Origin of the sequence: Aquabacterium soli, assembly GCF_003933735.1 — a bacterium.
GTDB classification, from domain to species: Bacteria; Pseudomonadota; Gammaproteobacteria; order Burkholderiales; family Burkholderiaceae_C; genus Aquabacterium; species Aquabacterium soli.
The window spans coordinates 226,419-244,576 of sequence record NZ_RSED01000006.1; the positions used below are offsets into that span (position 1 = coordinate 226,419).

At 67.6% G+C, this 18,158-nt stretch carries 17 protein-coding genes; 6 read left to right on the forward strand and 11 right to left on the reverse strand.

Features of this window, described 5'->3' with window-relative positions; genetic code table 11:
• Nucleotides 1-11: 11 nt before the first annotated feature.
• Both EIP75_RS09625 and EIP75_RS09630 read left to right on the forward strand, forming a co-directional pair.
• A complete protein-coding gene (locus tag EIP75_RS09625; RefSeq protein WP_125243042.1) occupies nucleotides 12-794 on the forward strand; it encodes an SDR family NAD(P)-dependent oxidoreductase in 783 nt (260 codons plus the stop codon).
• Between the two features lie 48 nt (nucleotides 795-842).
• Nucleotides 843-2,048, forward strand: a complete 1,206-nt coding sequence (locus tag EIP75_RS09630; RefSeq protein ID WP_125243043.1) for a thiolase family protein — start codon at nucleotides 843-845, stop codon at nucleotides 2,046-2,048.
• Nucleotides 2,049-3,039: 991 nt separating this feature from the next.
• Here EIP75_RS09630 and EIP75_RS09635 read toward each other — a convergent pair.
• Together EIP75_RS09635 and EIP75_RS09640 are read right to left on the reverse strand one after the other, a co-directional pair.
• Nucleotides 3,040-3,600 (reverse strand): flavin reductase family protein, encoded by a 561-nt coding sequence (locus tag EIP75_RS09635; RefSeq protein WP_125243044.1) that lies wholly within the window; start codon nucleotides 3,598-3,600, stop codon nucleotides 3,040-3,042.
• Complete coding sequence (locus tag EIP75_RS09640) at nucleotides 3,597-4,541, reverse strand: LysR substrate-binding domain-containing protein (RefSeq protein ID WP_125243045.1); 945 nt, start codon at nucleotides 4,539-4,541, stop codon at nucleotides 3,597-3,599. Before EIP75_RS09640 ends, EIP75_RS09635 begins: the two co-directional genes overlap by 4 nt.
• 81 nt (nucleotides 4,542-4,622) lie before the next feature.
• On the opposite strand from EIP75_RS09640, the gene EIP75_RS09645 reads away from it, so the two are divergent.
• The gene (locus EIP75_RS09645) at nucleotides 4,623-5,357 is read left to right on the forward strand and encodes a sulfite exporter TauE/SafE family protein (protein WP_125243046.1); all 735 of its coding nucleotides are present in this window, start codon (nucleotides 4,623-4,625) and stop codon (nucleotides 5,355-5,357) included.
• Between the two features lie 21 nt (nucleotides 5,358-5,378).
• On the opposite strand, the gene EIP75_RS09650 is transcribed toward EIP75_RS09645, so the two are convergent.
• Entirely contained in the window at nucleotides 5,379-6,287 is a 909-nt protein-coding gene (locus EIP75_RS09650; protein ID WP_125243047.1) for a bestrophin family protein, read from the reverse strand.
• Nucleotides 6,288-6,492: 205 nt separating this feature from the next.
• On the opposite strand from EIP75_RS09650, the gene EIP75_RS09655 reads away from it, so the two are divergent.
• Nucleotides 6,493-6,882 (forward strand): RcnB family protein, encoded by a 390-nt coding sequence (locus EIP75_RS09655; protein WP_125243048.1) that lies wholly within the window; start codon nucleotides 6,493-6,495, stop codon nucleotides 6,880-6,882.
• 40 nt (nucleotides 6,883-6,922) lie between these two features.
• On the opposite strand, the gene EIP75_RS09660 is transcribed toward EIP75_RS09655, so the two are convergent.
• The 3 genes from EIP75_RS09660 to EIP75_RS09670 form a co-directional block, all read right to left on the reverse strand.
• Complete coding sequence (locus EIP75_RS09660) at nucleotides 6,923-7,639, reverse strand: glutathione S-transferase (RefSeq protein WP_125243049.1); 717 nt, start codon at nucleotides 7,637-7,639, stop codon at nucleotides 6,923-6,925.
• A 113-nt stretch (nucleotides 7,640-7,752) separates the two neighbouring features.
• Nucleotides 7,753-8,343, reverse strand: a complete 591-nt coding sequence (locus EIP75_RS09665; protein WP_125243050.1) for a DUF4142 domain-containing protein — start codon at nucleotides 8,341-8,343, stop codon at nucleotides 7,753-7,755.
• 59 nt (nucleotides 8,344-8,402) lie between these two features.
• Nucleotides 8,403-8,777, reverse strand: a complete 375-nt coding sequence (locus tag EIP75_RS09670; RefSeq protein WP_125243051.1) for a GFA family protein — start codon at nucleotides 8,775-8,777, stop codon at nucleotides 8,403-8,405.
• A gap of 67 nt (nucleotides 8,778-8,844) precedes the next feature.
• Here EIP75_RS09670 and EIP75_RS09675 point away from each other — a divergent pair, with 67 nt between their 5' ends.
• Nucleotides 8,845-9,510: an HD domain-containing protein gene (locus EIP75_RS09675; RefSeq protein ID WP_233584777.1), complete on the forward strand. Its 666-nt coding sequence runs from the start codon at nucleotides 8,845-8,847 to the stop codon at nucleotides 9,508-9,510.
• Between the two features lie 9 nt (nucleotides 9,511-9,519).
• On the opposite strand, the gene EIP75_RS09680 is transcribed toward EIP75_RS09675, so the two are convergent.
• On the reverse strand, nucleotides 9,520-10,503 hold the full coding sequence (locus EIP75_RS09680; protein WP_125243052.1) for a 2-hydroxyacid dehydrogenase: 984 nt from the start codon (nucleotides 10,501-10,503) through the stop codon (nucleotides 9,520-9,522).
• 68 nt (nucleotides 10,504-10,571) lie between these two features.
• Between EIP75_RS09680 and EIP75_RS09685 the strand changes: the two genes are divergently transcribed.
• Nucleotides 10,572-11,810 carry an MFS transporter gene (locus EIP75_RS09685; protein WP_125243140.1) on the forward strand — a complete coding sequence of 413 codons (1,239 nt, stop codon included), beginning with the start codon at nucleotides 10,572-10,574 and terminating at the stop codon, nucleotides 11,808-11,810.
• A 31-nt stretch (nucleotides 11,811-11,841) separates the two neighbouring features.
• On the opposite strand, the gene EIP75_RS09690 is transcribed toward EIP75_RS09685, so the two are convergent.
• The 4 genes from EIP75_RS09690 to EIP75_RS09705 are packed head-to-tail and all read right to left on the reverse strand — an operon-like array spanning nucleotide 11,842 to nucleotide 17,958.
• Nucleotides 11,842-12,267 carry a type 2 periplasmic-binding domain-containing protein gene (locus EIP75_RS09690; protein ID WP_199758543.1) on the reverse strand — a complete coding sequence of 142 codons (426 nt, stop codon included), beginning with the start codon at nucleotides 12,265-12,267 and terminating at the stop codon, nucleotides 11,842-11,844.
• Between the two features lie 10 nt (nucleotides 12,268-12,277).
• Nucleotides 12,278-13,537 (reverse strand): hypothetical protein, encoded by a 1,260-nt coding sequence (locus tag EIP75_RS09695; protein WP_125243053.1) that lies wholly within the window; start codon nucleotides 13,535-13,537, stop codon nucleotides 12,278-12,280.
• 49 nt (nucleotides 13,538-13,586) lie between these two features.
• Nucleotides 13,587-14,723 carry a response regulator gene (locus tag EIP75_RS09700; RefSeq protein ID WP_125243054.1) on the reverse strand — a complete coding sequence of 379 codons (1,137 nt, stop codon included), beginning with the start codon at nucleotides 14,721-14,723 and terminating at the stop codon, nucleotides 13,587-13,589.
• The gene (locus tag EIP75_RS09705; RefSeq protein WP_125243055.1) at nucleotides 14,710-17,958 is read right to left on the reverse strand and encodes a HAMP domain-containing sensor histidine kinase; all 3,249 of its coding nucleotides are present in this window, start codon (nucleotides 17,956-17,958) and stop codon (nucleotides 14,710-14,712) included. Before EIP75_RS09705 ends, EIP75_RS09700 begins: the two co-directional genes overlap by 14 nt.
• Between the last annotated feature and the right edge of the window lie 200 nt (nucleotides 17,959-18,158).

The window sequence follows — 18,158 nt, forward strand, 5'->3', positions numbered from 1 at the left end:
CGAACCACACCATGAAGATCCAGGACAGCGTCTTCCTCATCACCGGCGGCAGCTCCGGCCTGGGCGCCGCCACCGCGCTCGCGGCCCTGCAGGCCGGTGCACGCGTCGTCATCGCCGACCTGCGCGAGCCACCCGCCGACAGCCCCCTTGCCAGCCATGCCAATGCCGTGTTCGTGTCCACCGACGTGGGCAGCGCAGAAAGCGCCCAGCGAGCCGTCGACACCGCCGTGAACCGCTTTGGCCGGCTGGATGTGCTGGTCAACGCCGCGGGCATCGGCCCGGCCGAGAAGATCCATGGCAAGAACGGCCCGCACCGGCTGGACAGCTTCGCGCGCACGCTGGAGGTGAACCTGACGGGCAGCTTCAACATGATGCGCCTGGCTGTGCCCGCGATGATCGAATCTGGTCCCAGCACCGATGACCAGGCCGACCAGAGTGCCTCGCAGGGCGTGATCGTCAACACCGCCTCGGTGGCAGCGTTCGACGGCCAGATCGGCCAGTGCGCCTACGCCGCGTCCAAGGGCGGCATCGTGGCCATGACCCTCCCCGCCGCGCGCGAACTGGCGCGTGATCGCATCCGCGTGCTGACCATCGCCCCCGGCATCTTCGAGACGCCCATGCTCAAGGGCCTGCCGCAAGAGGTGCAGGAATCGCTGGGCGCCACCGTGCCCCACCCGGCGCGCCTGGGCCGGCCCAGCGAGTACGCGGCCATGGTGCGCCACATCGTCGAGAACGAGTACCTCAATGGCGAGGTGATCCGGCTCGATGGCGGCATCCGCATGACGCCGCGCTGAGCACGCTGCCCACTCATTGCACGATCGATCACCAAGCCTGGAGCACCCATGAGCGCAGCCCACGATCCCGTCGTCATCATCGGCGCGCGCCGCACGCCCATCGGCAGCTTCCAGGGCGCCCTGTCCTCATTGAGCAGCCCCGCACTGGGGGGTGTGGCCATCGCGGCCGCCATCGCCCAGGCCGGGGTGCCCCCCGAGCTGATCGACGAAGTGCTGATGGGCAACTGTCTGATGGCAGGCGTGGGCCAGGCCCCAGCGCGTCAGGCCCTGCGCGCGGCCGGCCTGCCCGTCAGCGTGCCGGCCACCACGCTCAGCAAGATGTGCGGCTCTGCCATGAAGACGGTGATGCTGGCGCATGACCAGTTGCTCGCGGGCACGGCCCGGGTGCTGGTGGCTGGCGGCATGGAGTCCATGAGCCAGGCGCCCTACCTGCTGCCATCAGCGCGCGCCGGTCAGCGCCTGGGGCACGGCCAGATGATCGACCACATGTTCTTCGACGGGCTGCAGGACGCCTACGATGGCCAGTTGATGGGTGCGCATGCCGACCGTGTGGCCGAACGCCTGGGCTTCGACCGTGCCAGCCAGGATGCCTACGCGTTGCGCTCGGTGCAGCGCGCGCAGGATGCGGTGGCCAGGGGCCTGTTCGACACCGAGATCAGCCCGGTCACGGTGCCCGGCACGAGAGACGCGCCTGCCCGCACTGTCGAGCAGGACGAAACCCCAGGCCAGTGCCAGCCCGACAAGATCACACGGCTCAAGGCCGCCTTCCGCAGCAGCGACGAGGGCGGAACGGTCACCGCCGCCAGTTCAGCGTCCATCTCGGACGGCGCTGCCGCACTGGTGCTCTGCCGCGAGAGCACGGCCTCTGCGAAGGGCTGGCGACCGCTGGCGCGCCTGGTGGCGCACAGCACGCATGCCGCGGAGCCCGGAGACTTCGCCAGCGCCCCCGTGGGGGCCATCACCCAGTTGCTGACCCGCGTGGGCTGGGAGGCCCGCCAGGTCGATCTTTACGAGATCAACGAGGCCTTCGCCATGGTGCCGATGATCGCCATCCGCGAACTTGGACTTGACGAGGGCCAAGTGAATGTGCGGGGCGGGGCCTGCGCAATGGGACACCCGATTGGCGCGACTGGCGCCCGCATCATCGTGACCTTGCTCCATACCTTGGCGCAGACCGGTGGCATACGCGGCGTTGCCTCACTGTGCATTGGGGGCGGTGAGGCCACGGCCATCGCCCTGGAACGGCTGGGCTGAGTTCTCCCCCAATCCAGCGCGGCTGGTTCTGCCAGAGAAACCTATTCGTTCTCTTTCTTCCTGCCGCCCCAGCCTGGGTGTCGCCTGTCAGGATCACGCTCGCGTCTGTCAGCCATCGGCGCCCGCCGTGGGTCTTCACCCCTGGCCGTCATGCCCTGGGGAGCCGGTTGCGCCCCGGGCGATGGTGCCGCCGCAGGGCGGGGGTGAAACGCCGGGCCGCGCGTGCCTCGCACATCGGACGGCGAAACGGGGGGACGCGGTTGGGGTTGAGCCTGCGGTTGGGGTTCAGCCTGCAACTGCGGCTGCGGCTCGGCCCTGCGGAAAATACCGGCTCCCCAGCGTCGCCCCGGGTGAGGTGCGGGGGCCTCGTTGACGCCCGTGTTGTCGCGATCATTCGCCCGATCGCCCCGCCACACAGGCCTGCCAGCAGGCGCCGGAGGCACCACGGGATCCCTGACCGTCACCCGCGGCGGACGAGGAGCCGGCGGCATGAACCCGACATTCGGCCCTCGCCAGAACCCCGGCACGAACACGGTTCCCCCACCCCGGTTCTCGTAGTAGGGGTGCGTCCAGACATAGCCCGGGCGCGGTGGTGGGGCCCAACGACCGCTGCGCCACACCCAGCGGGACTGCCAGCCCCAGTAGCCACCGATCCATACCGCATCGAAAGATGGCCTGGGCGTGCGTACCTCCACCAACAAAGGCGGCGGCGCCACGTCGATGAACACGGCCTCAGGCTGCACCAGGGGTGCATCTTCGTACATATAAACCGTCGGCGCCTGCGAGGACGGCGCCCACACCCCAGGGGCGGACATGTAAGGGCCTGGCGGTTCGTACGCGCAGCCCCCCAGCACGCCAACGGCGCCCGTCAGGGCCACGGCGGGGCTCAGGGTTCTGGGAAAGCGCATCGTGAACCTTTCCTGGATGCAACACATCATCTAACGAAGTCTGCATGACACCCGTTGACATGCGTTCACGCAGACACAGACTGTCACAGCATCCCGGGGCGGAACATCGAGCGTCGGCTGATCGCCTGGCCCGCCACCATGAAGACCCCGTCGCCCGTGTAATGCAGTGTCCGGGGATGCTTCGGCGAGGGCGCCACGTGCGCCTTGACCACTTCGAAGACGAAGAGGTTGTAGCGCTTCACCAGGGCATCATCGTGCAGTCGGCACTCGAAGCTGGCGTGGCACTCCCGGATCAAGGGGGCCTGCACCTGGTGTGCCGTCTGCGCCGTCAATCCGAAGGATTCGAACTTGTCGACCTCGGCGCCGCTGCAGTTGCCGATGCCCACCACCTGATCGGTGAGCACGGTGGTGGGCAGGTTGATCACGCATTCGCGGCTGCGCCGGATCATCTCGAAGCTGTGGTTGGCGCTGGAGATCACGCAGCCCACCAGTGAAGGGCTGAACTCCATGACCAGGTGCCAGCCCACCGTCATGATGTTGCGCTGCCCTTGCCACGCGGACGAGACCAGCACGATGGGCCCGGGCTCCAGATAACGGCGCACCTGCGCCACCGGAAAGTCCTGCCGACGCGGAGCTCTGCTCATGGCTGTGCTCCTTGTGCATTCGAGGCCTTCAGGAAGTCCACCAGGGCCTGGGCCGCCACGGCACGGCCGCCCTCATCCCGTGTGCACAGCAGGAGGCGCCGATGCGACCAGGCATCGGCCAGCGGCACGGCGCGAACCGCCGCACCGCGCCAGCGTTCGGCCGCACACCGAGGCACCACAGCCACGCCCACGCCTGCTGCGACGATGCGTGCAACGGCATCCAGGCTGCTGACACGCACGCGGTGATGGGGCACCCGCCCGCCCAGGCCGGCCTGACGGTGCAGGAAGCGGCTCAGGCCGTTCTCTGCGCCCAAGCCGACGAAGTCCCTGTCGAGCAGATCGGCAAAGCGCATGGCACGGGGTGCTCGCGTGTCCGGTTTCACGGTGGCCCGCCCGCGCGGCAACAGGGCCACCAGCTGGTCATCGATCCAGGGGTGCACGCGCAGGCCACTGCTGTCGACATAGTCGGCCACGATGCCGATGTCCGCCGTGCCACGGCGCAGCCCTTCCAGCACCAGGTCGCTGGACATCTCCTGCAGTTGCACATCGATGTCCGGATGCGCCTTCAAGAAGTGCCCGAGCAGCGGAGGTAGGGCTTCGGCCACCGCCGCCGTGTTGCCCAGCACGCGCACGGTGCCACGCAGGCCATGGCCGAAGCCCGCCATTTCCAGGTGCAGGGCCTCCAACTCGGTCAGCACGCGGTGGGCATGGCGCGCCAAGGCCCTGCCGGCATCGGTGGGTGTGGCGCCGGTCTTGGCACGCTCCAGCAAGCGTGCCCCCACCGCGTCCTCCAGCGCCTTGATCCGTGCACTGGCCGCGGCCAGCGACAGGTGTGCCGCCTGCGCCGCGGCGGTGATGGTGCCATGCTCCAGCACCGCCGTGAACAGGCGCAGGTCGAAGGGGTTCACGCGGTAGGTCAGGGCTTTCAGTGCGGCGGGCATGTCGCATCCTTCGGAAAAGCCGAAGGATAAGCGCCGAACTTCGAGCTGGTCATGCCAGCGGCCAATGCGCAGGATCCGGGCATGGATTCGAACTTGAACACAGCCCTCGTCGGCATGGTCTTCGCCCTGGCAGGCGCCGTGAAGGGCATCTCTGGCATGGGCCTGCCCACCGTCGCCATGAGCCTGCTCGGCTTGTGGATGCCCACGGCGCAGGCCGCTGCCCTGCTGGTGGCACCGTCCCTCGCCACCAACCTGGCCCAGTGCCAGGGGTCCCACAGCCGCACACTGGTCCGAAGGCTGTGGCCTTTGTGGCTCGGGCTGGGCGGCGCCACAGTCTGGTCACCCGGCCTGGGCTCAGGGTCGGACACTGCGCCGCGGCGGCTACTGGGGATCGCACTGGTGCTCTATGGCCTGTGGGGACTGTGGCGACCGGTGTTGCCAGCGCTACCAGGGCGCCCCTCTCTGGTGGGGCTGACCATAGGGATACTGACCGGTTTGGTCACCGCCTCGACCGCCGTGTTCGTGCTGCCCATGGTGCCTTACCTGCAGGCCCTGCGCCTGGAGAAGGACGAGATGGTGCAGGCTCTGGGCCTGTCCTTCGGTGTGGCCACGCTGGCCCTGGCCATCCGCCTGGGGCTGGGCCACGGCGGCAGCCCGTGGTGGACACCCTCGACGGTCTGGGCCCTGCTGGCGGCTTTCTCAGGCCTGTGGCTTGGCAGCCGCCTGCGCGCCCGGCTGAGCGGCCCCGCGTTCCAGCGCAGCCTGTTCCTGATCTTCATCGGGCTGGGCCTGGCCAACCTGCTCAAGGGCGTGTGACCCGCAGGCCCCATCCGCCCATCAGGTGAGGATGAAGCCCTGCGGCTCGACCTCTGGCCGTGGAGCCTCGCCCATCATCTCGCGCAGCACGTTCTCGATGGCATGCGACATCGCGTCCAGCGCCAGGTCATTCGGGGCCATGCCAAAGGGCTCCTCGATCTCGGCGCCCAGTGCCTCCAGCGCGAAGAAGGTGTAGGCGATGAAGGCCACCACCACCGGTGTCATGGGCCCGATCTGGTCCACCAGGCCGAAAGGCAAGAGCAGGCAGTACAGGTAGATGGTGCGGTGGATGATGACCGCGTACGTGAACGGAATGGGCGTGCTGGCGATGCGTTCGCAACCGCCCAGGGCCTCGGTCAGGCGGCCCAGATGGTGTTCCATCGCCGGGACCAGCACGGGCGCCAGCGCGCCGGACTGGCGCTGCGCCTGCAGCCACTCGCCCATCATCAGCAGCAGCATTGAGGGCTTGCCGCGCAACTGGATCAGGCGATCGAGATCGGCCTTCGGCAGCAGGCGCTGCAGGTCGGCGCTGCCGTCGGTGCCCCGCAACTGGTGGCGCAGGCCATGCACGAAGGCGATCAGCCGTTGGGCCAGCGCCCGTGCAGGCGCCGGATCGTCCGACAGCGTCAGCGCCTGCCTGAGCAGGCTGCGCGTCTCGTTGAGCAGGGAGCCCCACAGCATGCGGGCCTCCCAGTAGCGCGCATAGCTGGTGCTGTTGCGAAACCCCAGGAAGATCGCGAGCGTCAGGCCGATCAGCGAGAAAGGCACGAAGGTCAGCGGGATCTTCCAGCTGAACACCTGGCCATGCAGCAAGGTCACGACCACGGCCAGCAGCGTGGTGCCGATGAGCTGAGGCGCGATGTCGGACAGGATGGAGCCACGCCATACGAACAGCATGCGCAGCCAGTGGGGACGGGGGCGGACGATCATCGGGCAGCACCTGGCGGCCCGCGTCGGGCCTTCAGGGCGGGCAGTGTACGCCTGCCCTGTCAGAGCCCCAGGGAACTTTGTACCAAACCAGGCAAAGCATCCCATGTCGGCGGGGGGTCTTCCAACACCGGTTACGCTGGACCCGGAGCCCTTGCGGCCGACCGTCCAGGGGCTTCGCCGCCCACCATCAGAAAGGACGCGTCACATGAACTCAAACAAGATCACGATCAGCGCCGTGGCCCTCATCCTGGGCCTGTCGACTGCCCTGGCCTCGGCCCAGCCCCGCGAACGGGACGACAAGAAGCCCGGCGGCCCGCCCCCGCATGCCCAGGCCCATGGGCACGGTAAAGGCCACCAGGACCACCGTGCCGATGGTCGCCCAGATCGGGGCCGCGGCGCAGGTCCGGATCACCGGTTCCACAAGGGTGATCGCCTGCCCAAAGAGTGGCGCAGCCGCCAGTACGTGGTGGACGATTGGCGCGGTCACCACCTGAGGCAGCCACCCCGCGGCTACCACTGGGTTCAAAGTGGCACCGACTACATCCTGGTGGCCATTGCCACGGGCGTGATCGCACAGATCATCCTGTCTCAATGAGCACCAGGCTCTCCGCGAACACACCGCCCCGCGAGAACATTCAGTCCTCGCCGTCGAGTTCGGGGTAGTGGCGAAACAGGCCGTCTGAAAACGGCAGCCGGCGTTCACTGTGGAGGTAATCCTGCAGTTCGGGCAGGGCCTCCACTTTGCCGCGCAAGGCCCAGACCTGCTTGTAAGTCGGCTCCAGGGCCGCCAGCCGGCGCGGGAAGGCAAAGCGAAGCCCCTCCACGACGTGGAAGAGGGACAGATCCGCATAGCTCCAGTGCCGGGCACCCGACAGCCACGGACCACGCTGCGTCAGCACGCGCTCGAAGTAATCCAGGAACTTGGGGATGCGGGTCGCTCGGAACCCGCTGGCCCGACGCGCGGCTTCAGGCTTTTGATCTTCGTAGTACAGCTCCACGCCGATCGGGTGGTGCACATCGTGGGATTCGGCCACCAGGTCCATCAAGGTGAGCTGCAGCTGGTGCACCCAATGGCGCCCCGCCACATCACGCGGCGCGATCTGGTGGTGCTTCTCGCCCAGGTAGAGCAGGATGTTCGCGGTCTGTGAGATCACCAGCCCATCCTGCGTGATGAGGTAAGGGGGCGCAAACGGCGGATCCGGGCGCTTGCGGGCCATGTCCTTGACCAGGGCATCGTCACCGTCGCGCTGCCAGGTCTTCTCCTTGTAGGGGATGCCGGCGGCTTCCAGCGGCAGGCGGACGAACTCGCCCCGGCCGGGGATGCCGCTCCAGTACCACAGGTCATAGCTCATGCGTGATCCCTTTCACAGTGGGATGGCCCTTGCGGCAAGCACGGCAAAAAGGCCGGCACTGGGTGCCGGCCTTGCCATGCAAGATTTACAGCGCCTACCAGGCGCGCTGACAATTACTTCTTCTTGTCCAGGCCCGCATGCAGATCATGCGCCTGCTTGAGATGCCCTTCAAGGGTCGGCAGGGTCTTGGTCGCGAAGGCCTTCACATCGGCGTCGGTGGCCTCTGCAGCCGCGCGCTTGAACAGCTTGATGGTGCTCTCGTGGGCCTTGATCCCGATGGACTCGATGAAGTGCTTGTCATAGCTGTCGCCATCGCGGAACGACAGGATCTTGGCCTTGGCCTTCTGCCCCACCGAGGGATCCTTGGGCAGATCGACGCCCTTCGACGACGCCAGCGCAGCAAGTTCGGCATGCGCCTTGGTGTGGTCGTCGATGAGCTTCTGTGCAAAGGACTTCACACGCGAATCCTTGGCCTTTTCCAGCGCGGCCTTGGCGCCGTCGATCTCGGCATGGCCATTCTGCGCAGCCTGCTCCAGGAAAGCGCCGTCGAAAGGCGACAGTTTGCCGTTGTTGCCTGCCACGCCGGAGGCCGTGACCGCCGGCTTCGGTGCACTCGCGGGCAAGGTGGTCTGGGCCATTGCGGTGCCAGCCATCGTCAGGGACAAGGCCAGGGGCAGGATCAGGTGTGGATTGCGTCGGATCATGGGCAGCTCCTCTATGTTGCTTGACAGTGGTCGCAAGTGGGCAAACGGTGTGCCCGCCCTCACCAGAGGTGCTTGCCGTCGATCACATCCACCGGCATGTCCTCTGCCACCAGACCGGCAAGCAAGCGCGCATTGACGCCGATGCGCCGGGTCTGCCGGTCCCATCCGTCCAGCTCAAAGGCAGGGCTGTCGCTGAAGGTCGCGCAGCCGCAGACGCCACAGAAGTGGTGGGCCACCAGCTCCGTGTTCCATCGGTAGATGGCATCGTTCTCAGGGATGGCCGTGAGGTGGAAGACCTCGGGCGGGTAGTAGGCGAGCAGGGCACCACGCTTGGCGCAGAAGGAGCAGGTGCAGCGCACCAGCCTGTCGGGCAGCCCGCCGTCGATGCGAAATGCCACCTGGCCACAGTGGCAACTGCCAGTGATCCCATCCATGGTTCAATCTCCCTATCCCGAGTGCAAGGCTCACTCTTGGCAAACGAGAGACCTGCATGGCGCCCTGATGAACAAGCACGATCTCACCATGCCCAACACGACCGGCATCGACACCAGCCCGCTTCGCGCAGCCTGGCAGGCCACCTGGGCAGGCCTGGGCCTGACACCCAGACCAGCGCTGCTGGGCGAGTTGCTGCAGCGCCATGCCGAGCCGCATCGCCACTACCACAGCACGCAGCACTTGCTCGAATGCCTGGGACAGATGGCCCGCATCCAGGCCCTGGCGGCGCACCCGGCCGAGGTGCTGGTCGCGCTGTGGTTCCACGATGCCATCTACGACACGCAGCGCCACGACAACGAGGCCTTGAGCGCCGAGTGGGCCCGGCAGGCCTTGCGCGAAGCCGGTGGCGACGACGCCCTGGCCGACCGCGTGGCCCAGCTGGTGATGGCCACGCAGCACCGCGTCGAACCGGCCACCGCGGACGAGCAGGTGCTGGTGGACGTCGACCTGTCCATCCTGGGCGCACCGCCCGAGCGCTTTGCGCAATATGAAGCGCAGATCCAGGCCGAGTACGCCTGGGTGCCAGCCGCAGTGTTCTCTGAAAAGCGCCGTGAAGTGCTGGCCGGGTTCCTGGCCCGCCCTCGTCTATATGCCACGCAGGCGTTCAGCGATTTGTACGACGCCGCCGCACGCGCCAACCTTCGACGGGCCCTGCAGGTACTGGGCGGCTGAGCACAGGCTTCACAGCGGCACGGCAGCCACCAACTGCCCCTGGTTGAAGTAATGGCCGCGCAGGTTGTCCAGCGTGAGCAGGCCCATGGCCTCGCGCGTCTCTTCGGTGTTGCTGGCGATGTGCGGCAGCAGCACCACGTTGTCGAGCCCGAACAGGGCTTCGGGCGCGTGGGGCTCGTTCTCGAACACATCCAGCCCGGCCCCGGCGATCACGCCTTGCTGCAAGGCCTGCACCAGCGCGGGCTCGTCGATCACGGAACCGCGCGCCACGTTCACCAGGAAGCCACGCGGCCCCAGGGCCTGGAGCACATCGGCATTGATCAGGTGCCGCGTACCGGCACCGCCCGCCACGATCACGACCAGGAAGTCAGACCAGCGTGCCAGTTCCAGCAGGGAAGGCTCATGCGTCCAGGGCACATCAGCCACCGGGTTGCGCGAGTGGTAGCGCACCGCCATGTCGAAGCCATCCGCCCGGCGCGCGATGGTCTGGCCGATGCGGCCCAGCCCCACGATGCCCATCCGTGCGCCGCTGACCTTGCGGCCCAGGCCAATGCTCTTGCCACCGCCCGTGGCCCATCGGCCGGCGCGCATGAAGCGGTCGGCCTCCATGCTGCGGCGGGCCACGTCGATCACCAGGCCCATGGCCATGTCGGCCACGCAGTCGTTGAGCACGTCGGGGGTGTGGCCCACCGCAATGCCACGCGCCTTGGCCGCGGCCAGGTCGATGCGGTCCACACCCACACCGAAATTGGAGATCACCTGCAGCGATGGCAGCGCCGCTATCAGGGCCGCATCGGCCCCGGCAAAAGCGGACGTGACCACGCCCGTGAAACGCGCCCCGTCATCGCGCAGGAAGGCAGCGCGGTCGATTTGCCTGTCCAGCAGCGTGATATCGAACTCGTCGTTCAGGCGCTGTTCAAGCCAGGGAGGCAGCCTTCCGACCTGCAGGACAGAGGGCTTCTCAGAGGGGTTGGAAGGGGTGTTCAAGCTCATCAGGACAGCATAGCGGCATGTCCCTGCCCGAGCGAAGCCAGGGGTCGATCGCTACACTGTCGGCCACCATGCTGTCCCACCTTGCAGACCTGTTCGCCCAACGCCAGTTCATCCGTTTCTGGCTGGCCCGGTTGGCCGGCACCATCGCCAACCAGATGCTGATGGTCGCGGTGGCCTGGCACATGTACGACATCACCTCCAGCCCCTGGGATCTGGGCCTGGTCGGGCTGTTCCAGTTCGTGCCGGCCCTGGTGATGACACTGCCGGCAGGCCACGTGGCCGACCGCGTGCACCGCGGCCGCATCTTCGCAGCCTGCATGTTCACGCAGGCGGTGATGGCCCTGCTGCTGCTCGCGGCCACGCACGAACACTTCGCCACGCGTGGCCTGATCCTGGGAATCTCCGTGGTGCTGGGCGTGTGCCGCGCCTTCCAGATGCCGGCGCAGCAGGCCCTCACGCCGCAACTGGTGCCTCGCGAGCTGCTGCCGCGCGCCATCGCGCTGAGCTCCAGCGGCATGGAGGCCGCGATCATCGGCGGGCCCGCGCTGGGCGGGGTGCTGTATGTCACCGGTGCCGACACGGTGTATGCCACCTGCATGGCGCTGCTGCTGGTGGCCGGGGTGCTCGCGCTGTTCGTCCGCTATGCCCACCAACGTGCCACCGGCGCCGCCACCTGGAACACCTTCTTTGCAGGGCTGGGCTTCGTGTGGCGGCACAAGCTGATCCTGGGCGCCACCTCGCTCGACCTGTTCGCGGTGCTGCTGGGCGGGGCCACGGCCCTGCTGCCCATCTATGCGCGCGACATCCTGCACACAGGCCCCGTGGGCCTGGGCCTGCTGCGCGCCGCGCCGGCCGTCGGAGCGCTGTGCATGTCGCTGGTGCTGGTGCGCTGGCCGCTGGAGCGGCATGTGGGCCCCAAGCTGATGGGTGCGGTCGGCGTGTTCGGCCTGGCCACGGTGGTCTTCGGCCTGTCGGAGCACTTCATGCTGTCGCTGCTGGCCCTGGCCGTCACCGGTGCGGCCGACAACGTCAGCGTGGTCACGCGCTCCACCCTGGTCCAGCTGGAAACCCCCGATGAGATGCGCGGCCGCGTGTCGGCCGTCAACTCCATCTTCATCGGAGCATCCAACCAGCTGGGCGAGTTCGAATCGGGCGCCACGGCCGAATTGATGGGGCCAGTCGGCTCGGTGATGTTCGGCGGCATGGGCACCCTGCTGGTGGCCGCGATCTGGTTCCGCCTGTTCCCCACCCTGGCACGGCGCGACCACATGGTCGAGCAAGCGTCGAAGACGGCGCGCGTGGCCTGAGCCCCCACGGGCCAACCGCGCCCCAGGGCGCCTACTTGCGCAGCAGCACGTTCAGCCCAGGCTGCAGGTCGGCTTCATCGATGTAGCCGATGGCACCGGGCGTCTTGCCCACCAACTCGATCATCTCGGCCGCCTGCTTGACCTCGGGCGGCGGCGTGCCCTTGCCCACGTAACGCCGCACGGTCCAGTAGCCCACATACTGGTCTTCATCGGTCTGAAGGTACTGGCTCAGAAAACGCTGGCGCACGGGCGTGCCCGGTGCGGCGTTGATGGGCTGCACCCGCACACCATCGAGCTCGATGGTCTTGCCGGTGAAGATGCGCTGCAAGGCAGCCTGGTCGAGCTTGCGCACGCTGGCATGGCCGATCACCACCACAGCACGGTCGGCTGCCTGGGCCAGGGAACATCCCGCCAGCAGCAAGGCGCACAGGACGCGGTTGAATTCAAGGCGTGTCATGCGGCACTCCTCAAAACGCGAAGCTGTAGCTCAGCGAGAGCACATCGATGGTTTCGTCGGACACGGCCGGGCCGGTGCCTGGCGAATCCACCATGATCGAGCCTTTGTCCACCCAGGTGCGCAGCCACTCGGCCTTGAGCTTGCTGCGCGGGGTGAGCGCGAAGGAGGTGCCGATGGCCAGCGAGTGCTGGTCGTAGAAGGGCACGCCGTCGGCCAGTTGGCGCTGCACCATGTTGTAGCTGTCGGCACCCGGCACGAACGCGGGCACGGATGACTGGCTCAAGGCTTCGTGCAGGCGCTTGGGTGCCCCCACCGACTTGAGCGCCGAGGCATACGCGTAGGGTGTCCAGCGGTCCAGGTTCTTGAGCACGGCCACATAGCCGCCCACGGTGTTCTGGCCAAAATCGGTCTTGCGCTGGAAGCTGCGGCCCACTTCGGCCATCACCCGCCAGCTGTCCGGCAGCTTCTGATCCACACCCACGGTCACGATGTCGTTGACGATCTTGGGTGAGGTCCCGGTGGGCAGGTACATGCCGAAACCGGGGCCCAGGGGCTGGTACTCGGCCGATTGGTAGAACACGGTCGACCCGCGCGGCTCCGTGTCCGCATGGTGCCAGCCCAGGCGCAGCACTGTCTCGTCGGATCGCCAGGTGACGACGACCCCGCTGACCTTGGTCTTGAAGACGTCGTAATCCACCCCTGCATCACGCGAGTAGAACCGGTTCCAGATGCGGGCCTGGCCCGTGTAGGCGTCCAGGCTCAGGTCGGACTCGCCCAGCGCCCAGTTGCGCGTGATGAACAGGCCCGTCACGTCGCTGGTGGGCGAGATGGAGTACATGTCGGTGGGCAGGCGCGCGAAGTCGTAGCTCTGTCCCACATCCAGGTTCTCGGAGGCCAGGTACAGCGGGATGCGCAGCTTGCCGGCCCGCAGCAGCCATTCGTTGTTGGGCCGCCAGGACACGAAGGCCCAGCTGGTGCGCAGGTCCCAGCGGTTCTCCTCCCGCATCGACGGGGCCAGCTTGCCTTGCAGCGTGGCCGACCACTCGGGCGTGAACTGCACATCCACCTGCCCCCCCAGCACACTGTCGCGCTCCAGCGTGCCGCCAGAGTCGATGTGGCGCTGGTAGGCGTAGTCGCGGTTGGACACCGCCGCGCCCACCGTGCCGAACAGCGAGTAAGACATCTTCTCTTGCGCGTGGGCGGCGGTGGCCGACAGCAAGGTCAGCAACAGTGCCGTGGCCGCACCGCTCCAGGGGCTCTTGATGGGCATGGTCGTCGTTCCTCTCGATGATCCAGTCATGTTCATGGGTGTTCTGGTGTCAGTCCTGCCATTCGCGCGCGATGGCCGTGATGGTGTCCTCGGTGTCGTGCAGCGCCTGTACGATCTGGGGGTCGAAATGCTGGCCACTGCCTTCGTCGATCATGCGCATGGCGGTCTCGTGCGGAAACGGTTCCTTGTAGGGCCGGCGGCTGATCAGCGCGTCGTACACATCGGCCACGGCCATCAGGCGGGCCGACAGCGGGATGCCCTCACCCACCAGCCGGTCGGGGTAGCCCGAGCCGTTCCACTTCTCGTGGTGCGAACGGGCGATCTCCATGGCATAGCGCAGGAAGTCCGTGTCTTCGCCCAGGCGCGATGCGGCACGGTGGAGCATGTCCCAGCCGTGCATGGGATGGCCCTTCATCACCTCGAACTCCTCGGGTGTGAGCTTGGCCGGCTTGAGCAGGATGCTGTCGGGGATGGCCACCTTGCCGATGTCGTGCAGCGGTGCCGATTTGGCGATCAGGCGGATGCGGTGCGGATCGAGCTGGTCGTGGTGCAGGCCCTGCTCCCACAGCCGTGTGGCCAGCACACGCACGTACTCCTGCGTGCGCTTGACGTGGTTGCCGGTGTCCTCGTCACGGAACTCGGCGAAGGAGATCATGATGTGCAGCGTCGAATCACGCAGCCGGTCGAGCTGCGCGATCTGCGTCTCCAGCTGTGATTGCAGCGTCACATTGCGCTGGTTCAGGAAATCCTGGAAGGCCTTGTTCTGAAGGTGCGTCTTCACGCGGGCCTTGACCACCACCGGGGTGATGGGCTTGGTGATGTAGTCTGCGCCGCCCACCTCGAAGCCGCGCGTTTCGTCCTCGGCCTCGTGCATGGCGGTCAGGAAGATCACCGGGATGTGGCGGGTGCGCTCACCTTGCTTGAGCTGGCGGCAGACCTCGTAGCCGTCCATGCCGGGCATCATCACGTCCAGCAGGATCAGGTCGGGCGGCGAACGCTGCGCAAGCTCAAGCGCCTTGGCCCCCGACGACGCCAGCTTGACCCGGTAGGTCTGGTCGAGCAGGCCGGCCAGCAAGGTGAGGTTGGCAGGCGCATCGTCCACCACCAGGATGGTTTGCGGCCCTGGCGAGGCCAGCGCCGCTTCGGCCGCGCGCAGGGCCGCCGGGCTTGTGTCAATCGATCGCATGCTCACCTCGTTCTTCCTGCAGCAGCCGCAAGGCCGCGTCGAAATCGCATTGTTCGATCGCCGTGTCCAGGCGGGTGAACACCAGCGGGTGCAACACGGCCCTGAACCCTTCGCGCTCCTGGCGCCACAGGCCGATGGCCGCGCTGTCGGCATCGTGGACCAGCCGTTCGAGTTCTACGTGCTGGCTGTGCTGCTGCCCGCTGTGGTCAGGGCCGGCGCTCGCCACAGGGCGGATGTCCGATGCCGAAACAGGCGCGGGCACGGCCGGTGCCTTGAGCTGAGGGCGCAGCCCCGCCAGGAAATCATCGAGCTGTTCCAGCAAGAGCGCCGCCGCCGTGCCGATGGCGGCTTCATCGCGCTGGCGGGTGGCCTGCTCCACAGCGGCAGCCAACTGGGCCAGCCCGTGGGCACCGATCGTGGCGCACAGGCCCCTCAGCGTGTGCGCCTCGCGCACCACGGTGTCCCAGGCCTGCACGCCCAGCGCAGCTTCCAGCATGGGCCGGTTGGTCTCGGCATGGGCCGCGAAGCCATTCACCACCTGCAGGTACAGGACCTGGTCGCCATCCAGGCGTGCCACGGCCTGCCGCGCATCCAGGCCAGGCACCTGGGGCAGGCGCAGCCCCGCAGGTGGCGTGGGTGGTGGCGGCACCGGCACTGGGGCGATGGTCACACTGTTCGCCTGCACCTGCGGGCAGTAGGCGGCCAGCGTCGCGTACAGCCTGCGCGGATCCAGCGGCTTGCTGATGTGGTCCTGCATGCCGATGGCCAGGCACTGCTCGCGCTCTTCATCGAGCGCATGCGCGGTCATGGCCAGGATGGGCAGTGCCCGGAAACGCTCGTCCGCCCGGATCTGGCGCGTGGCCTCGCGGCCGTCCATCACCGGCATGTGAAGATCCATCAGCACCACGTCATAGGCCGTGGGACCCTGCATGCGCAGGTGCTCGACGGCTTCGCAGCCGTTGTCCACCGAGCTGACCACAGCACCCCGCCGGCTGAGCAGTTCGATGGCCAGTTGCTGGTTCAGCGGGTTGTCCTCCACCAGCAGCACGCGCAGGCCGTCCAGGCGCACGACGGTGTCTGGTGCCGCCGCACTGGCGGGCGCCGACAGCGCTACCCCGGTCAGCCTGGCGAACAGGCCGCGCAAGGCCGCAGGCAGGATGGGCTTGGGCAGGAAGGTGTCGGCGCCCGCGCCCGTGGCATGGCTCTGCAGGCTGTCCCAGCCATAGGCCGATATCACGACCACGTCCAGCCCGGGCTGCTCGCCACGCAGCCGGCGAAGCACCTCGCCGCCGGGCATGTCCGGCAGCACCCAGTCCAGCAGCACCAGGTCGAAAGGCTGCCCCAGCGTCGTCGCCGCCTGCGCCAGGGCCAGCGCCTGCGCCCCACTGTCGGCCACGGCCACGGCGCCATCGCGCCCATCGCGGCTGCCCTGCCCCACGCCCATGACCTGCAGCAGCCCGGCCAGGGCTTCACGCGTGTCCGGCTGGTCGTCCACCACCAGCACGCGCAGCGCTTCGACCGGCAGCGGCGGGTTCACTGCCACGGCAGGCTCCGCCACCACGCTCACGGGCAGCAGCACCGTGAAGGTGGAACCCGCGCCAAGCTGGCTGCGGGCCTCGATGCTGCCGCCCATCAGCGTGGCCAGGCGCTGGCAGATGCTCAGGCCCAAGCCCGTGCCGCCATAGCGGCGCGTGGTGCTGTCATCGGCCTGCGTGAACTCCTGGAACAAACGCCCCAGTTGTTCGGGGCTCATGCCGATGCCCGTGTCGCTGATCTCGAAACGCAGCTTGAGCCGGTCGGCCTGGCGGTCCTGCAGGCCGATGCGCAGCCGCACATGGCCGCTGTGCGTGAACTTCACGGCATTGGACAACAGGTTGGTCAGCACCTGTCCCACGCGCAGCACATCGCCCTGGACCACGGCCGCTTCGCCCAGCAAGGCCGGATCGGCAAACTCGCACAGCAGCTCGATCTCGCGCTCCTGGGCCTTCTGGCGCACCATCATCAGCGCATTGCCCACCACCTCTTCCACGCGGTAGGGCGCGTTCTCGAGCGTCAGGCGTCCGGCCTCGATCTTGGAGAAATCGAGGATGTCGTTGATCACACCGAGCAGGATCTGCGAGGCAGAGGCCACCTTGTCCAGGTAGTCGCGCTGCTGATCGCTCAGATCCGTCTGCTGCGCCAGGTGCGTCATGCCGATGATCGCGTTCATTGGAGTGCGGATCTCGTGGCTCATGTTGGCCAGGAACAGCGACTTGGCGCGGGTGGCCGATTCGGCCTGGTCGCGAGCCTCCTGCAGCGCGGCCTGCACCTGCGAGCGTGCAGCCAGGTCGTTCTGGATGGACTGCGCCATCGTGTCCATGGTGGCGCTGAGCGCGAACATCTCGCGTACTGCATCCGGGCGCAGCTGGCTGCGCAGCGTGTAGTCGCCGGCCGCGAAGGCCCGCGCCTGGCGGCTGAGCGCGTCGATGGGCCGCAGCACGCGGCGCCGGATCACCATCAGGGCACCGGCCATCATCGGCAGCAGCAGCAGGTCCACCGCCACGGCCATGCCGATGAAGCGCGACACGCGGGTCGAGGCCTCCTGCACGGCCGCTTCGGTGCGGGCATCGGCGCGCTGCGTCAGGTCGGCGATGGAACGGGTCAGGTCGACCCCGTCCTGCTCATAGGCGCGTGAGTGCACCAGCTGCGTGGCGTAGGCCAGGTTGGGCTCGCCCTCGGACACGAAGGCATGGCGCTCGGCGTCGTACAGCCCCTGCGTGGCGGCGAAGGCCACCTGCTCGGTCTTCTTGAGGCGCTCGGTGGCGTCCACCACCCGCTGGAGGCTGGCCAGCTCGTCCGCGCTGAGGTTCAAGGCCTTCATGCGGGCCAGCAGGGGCAGCTTGTCACCGATGGCCGGCAACGGTTCCAGGCGCTGATGGATCAGGCGGGCTTCCCAGAAGGCGCTCGGGTCGCCCACAGCCGGATCGCCCTTCTCGCCCTGGCGGATGGCATAGATGTCGTAGTAGGTGAGCAGGTACTTGGCGTTGCCGGTGGCCGTGTAGGCCCGCACCAGGCGGCGCAGCAGATCGGTTTCCTGGCGCAGGTGCTCCAGCGCGCGCGTGGTCTGCTCACGCTGGCCCGCCACCTGGGCGCTGTTGTCGAAGGCCGAGCGGATGACCAGCAGGAAGGCGAAGTTGGCCATGAGCGCCAGCATGGCGCCCACGAACATGGTGTGCGAGACCGTCTTGAGCTTCACGCCCCGCCTCCACCGCACAATCGCAGGCGAAGCCTCACCCCTCGGACATGTAAAAAGGCCATGACGCTGTATCGGTCATGGCCGCGGGGCCTGTAGTCCTGGGCCGCTGCCCCCTCTCAGCCCGCGCCAGGCTTACAGGGAGAGCGTGAGAAAGTTGGCAGCATGATCTGAACGCAACTTGTTAAGCCCTGTGCGATCCG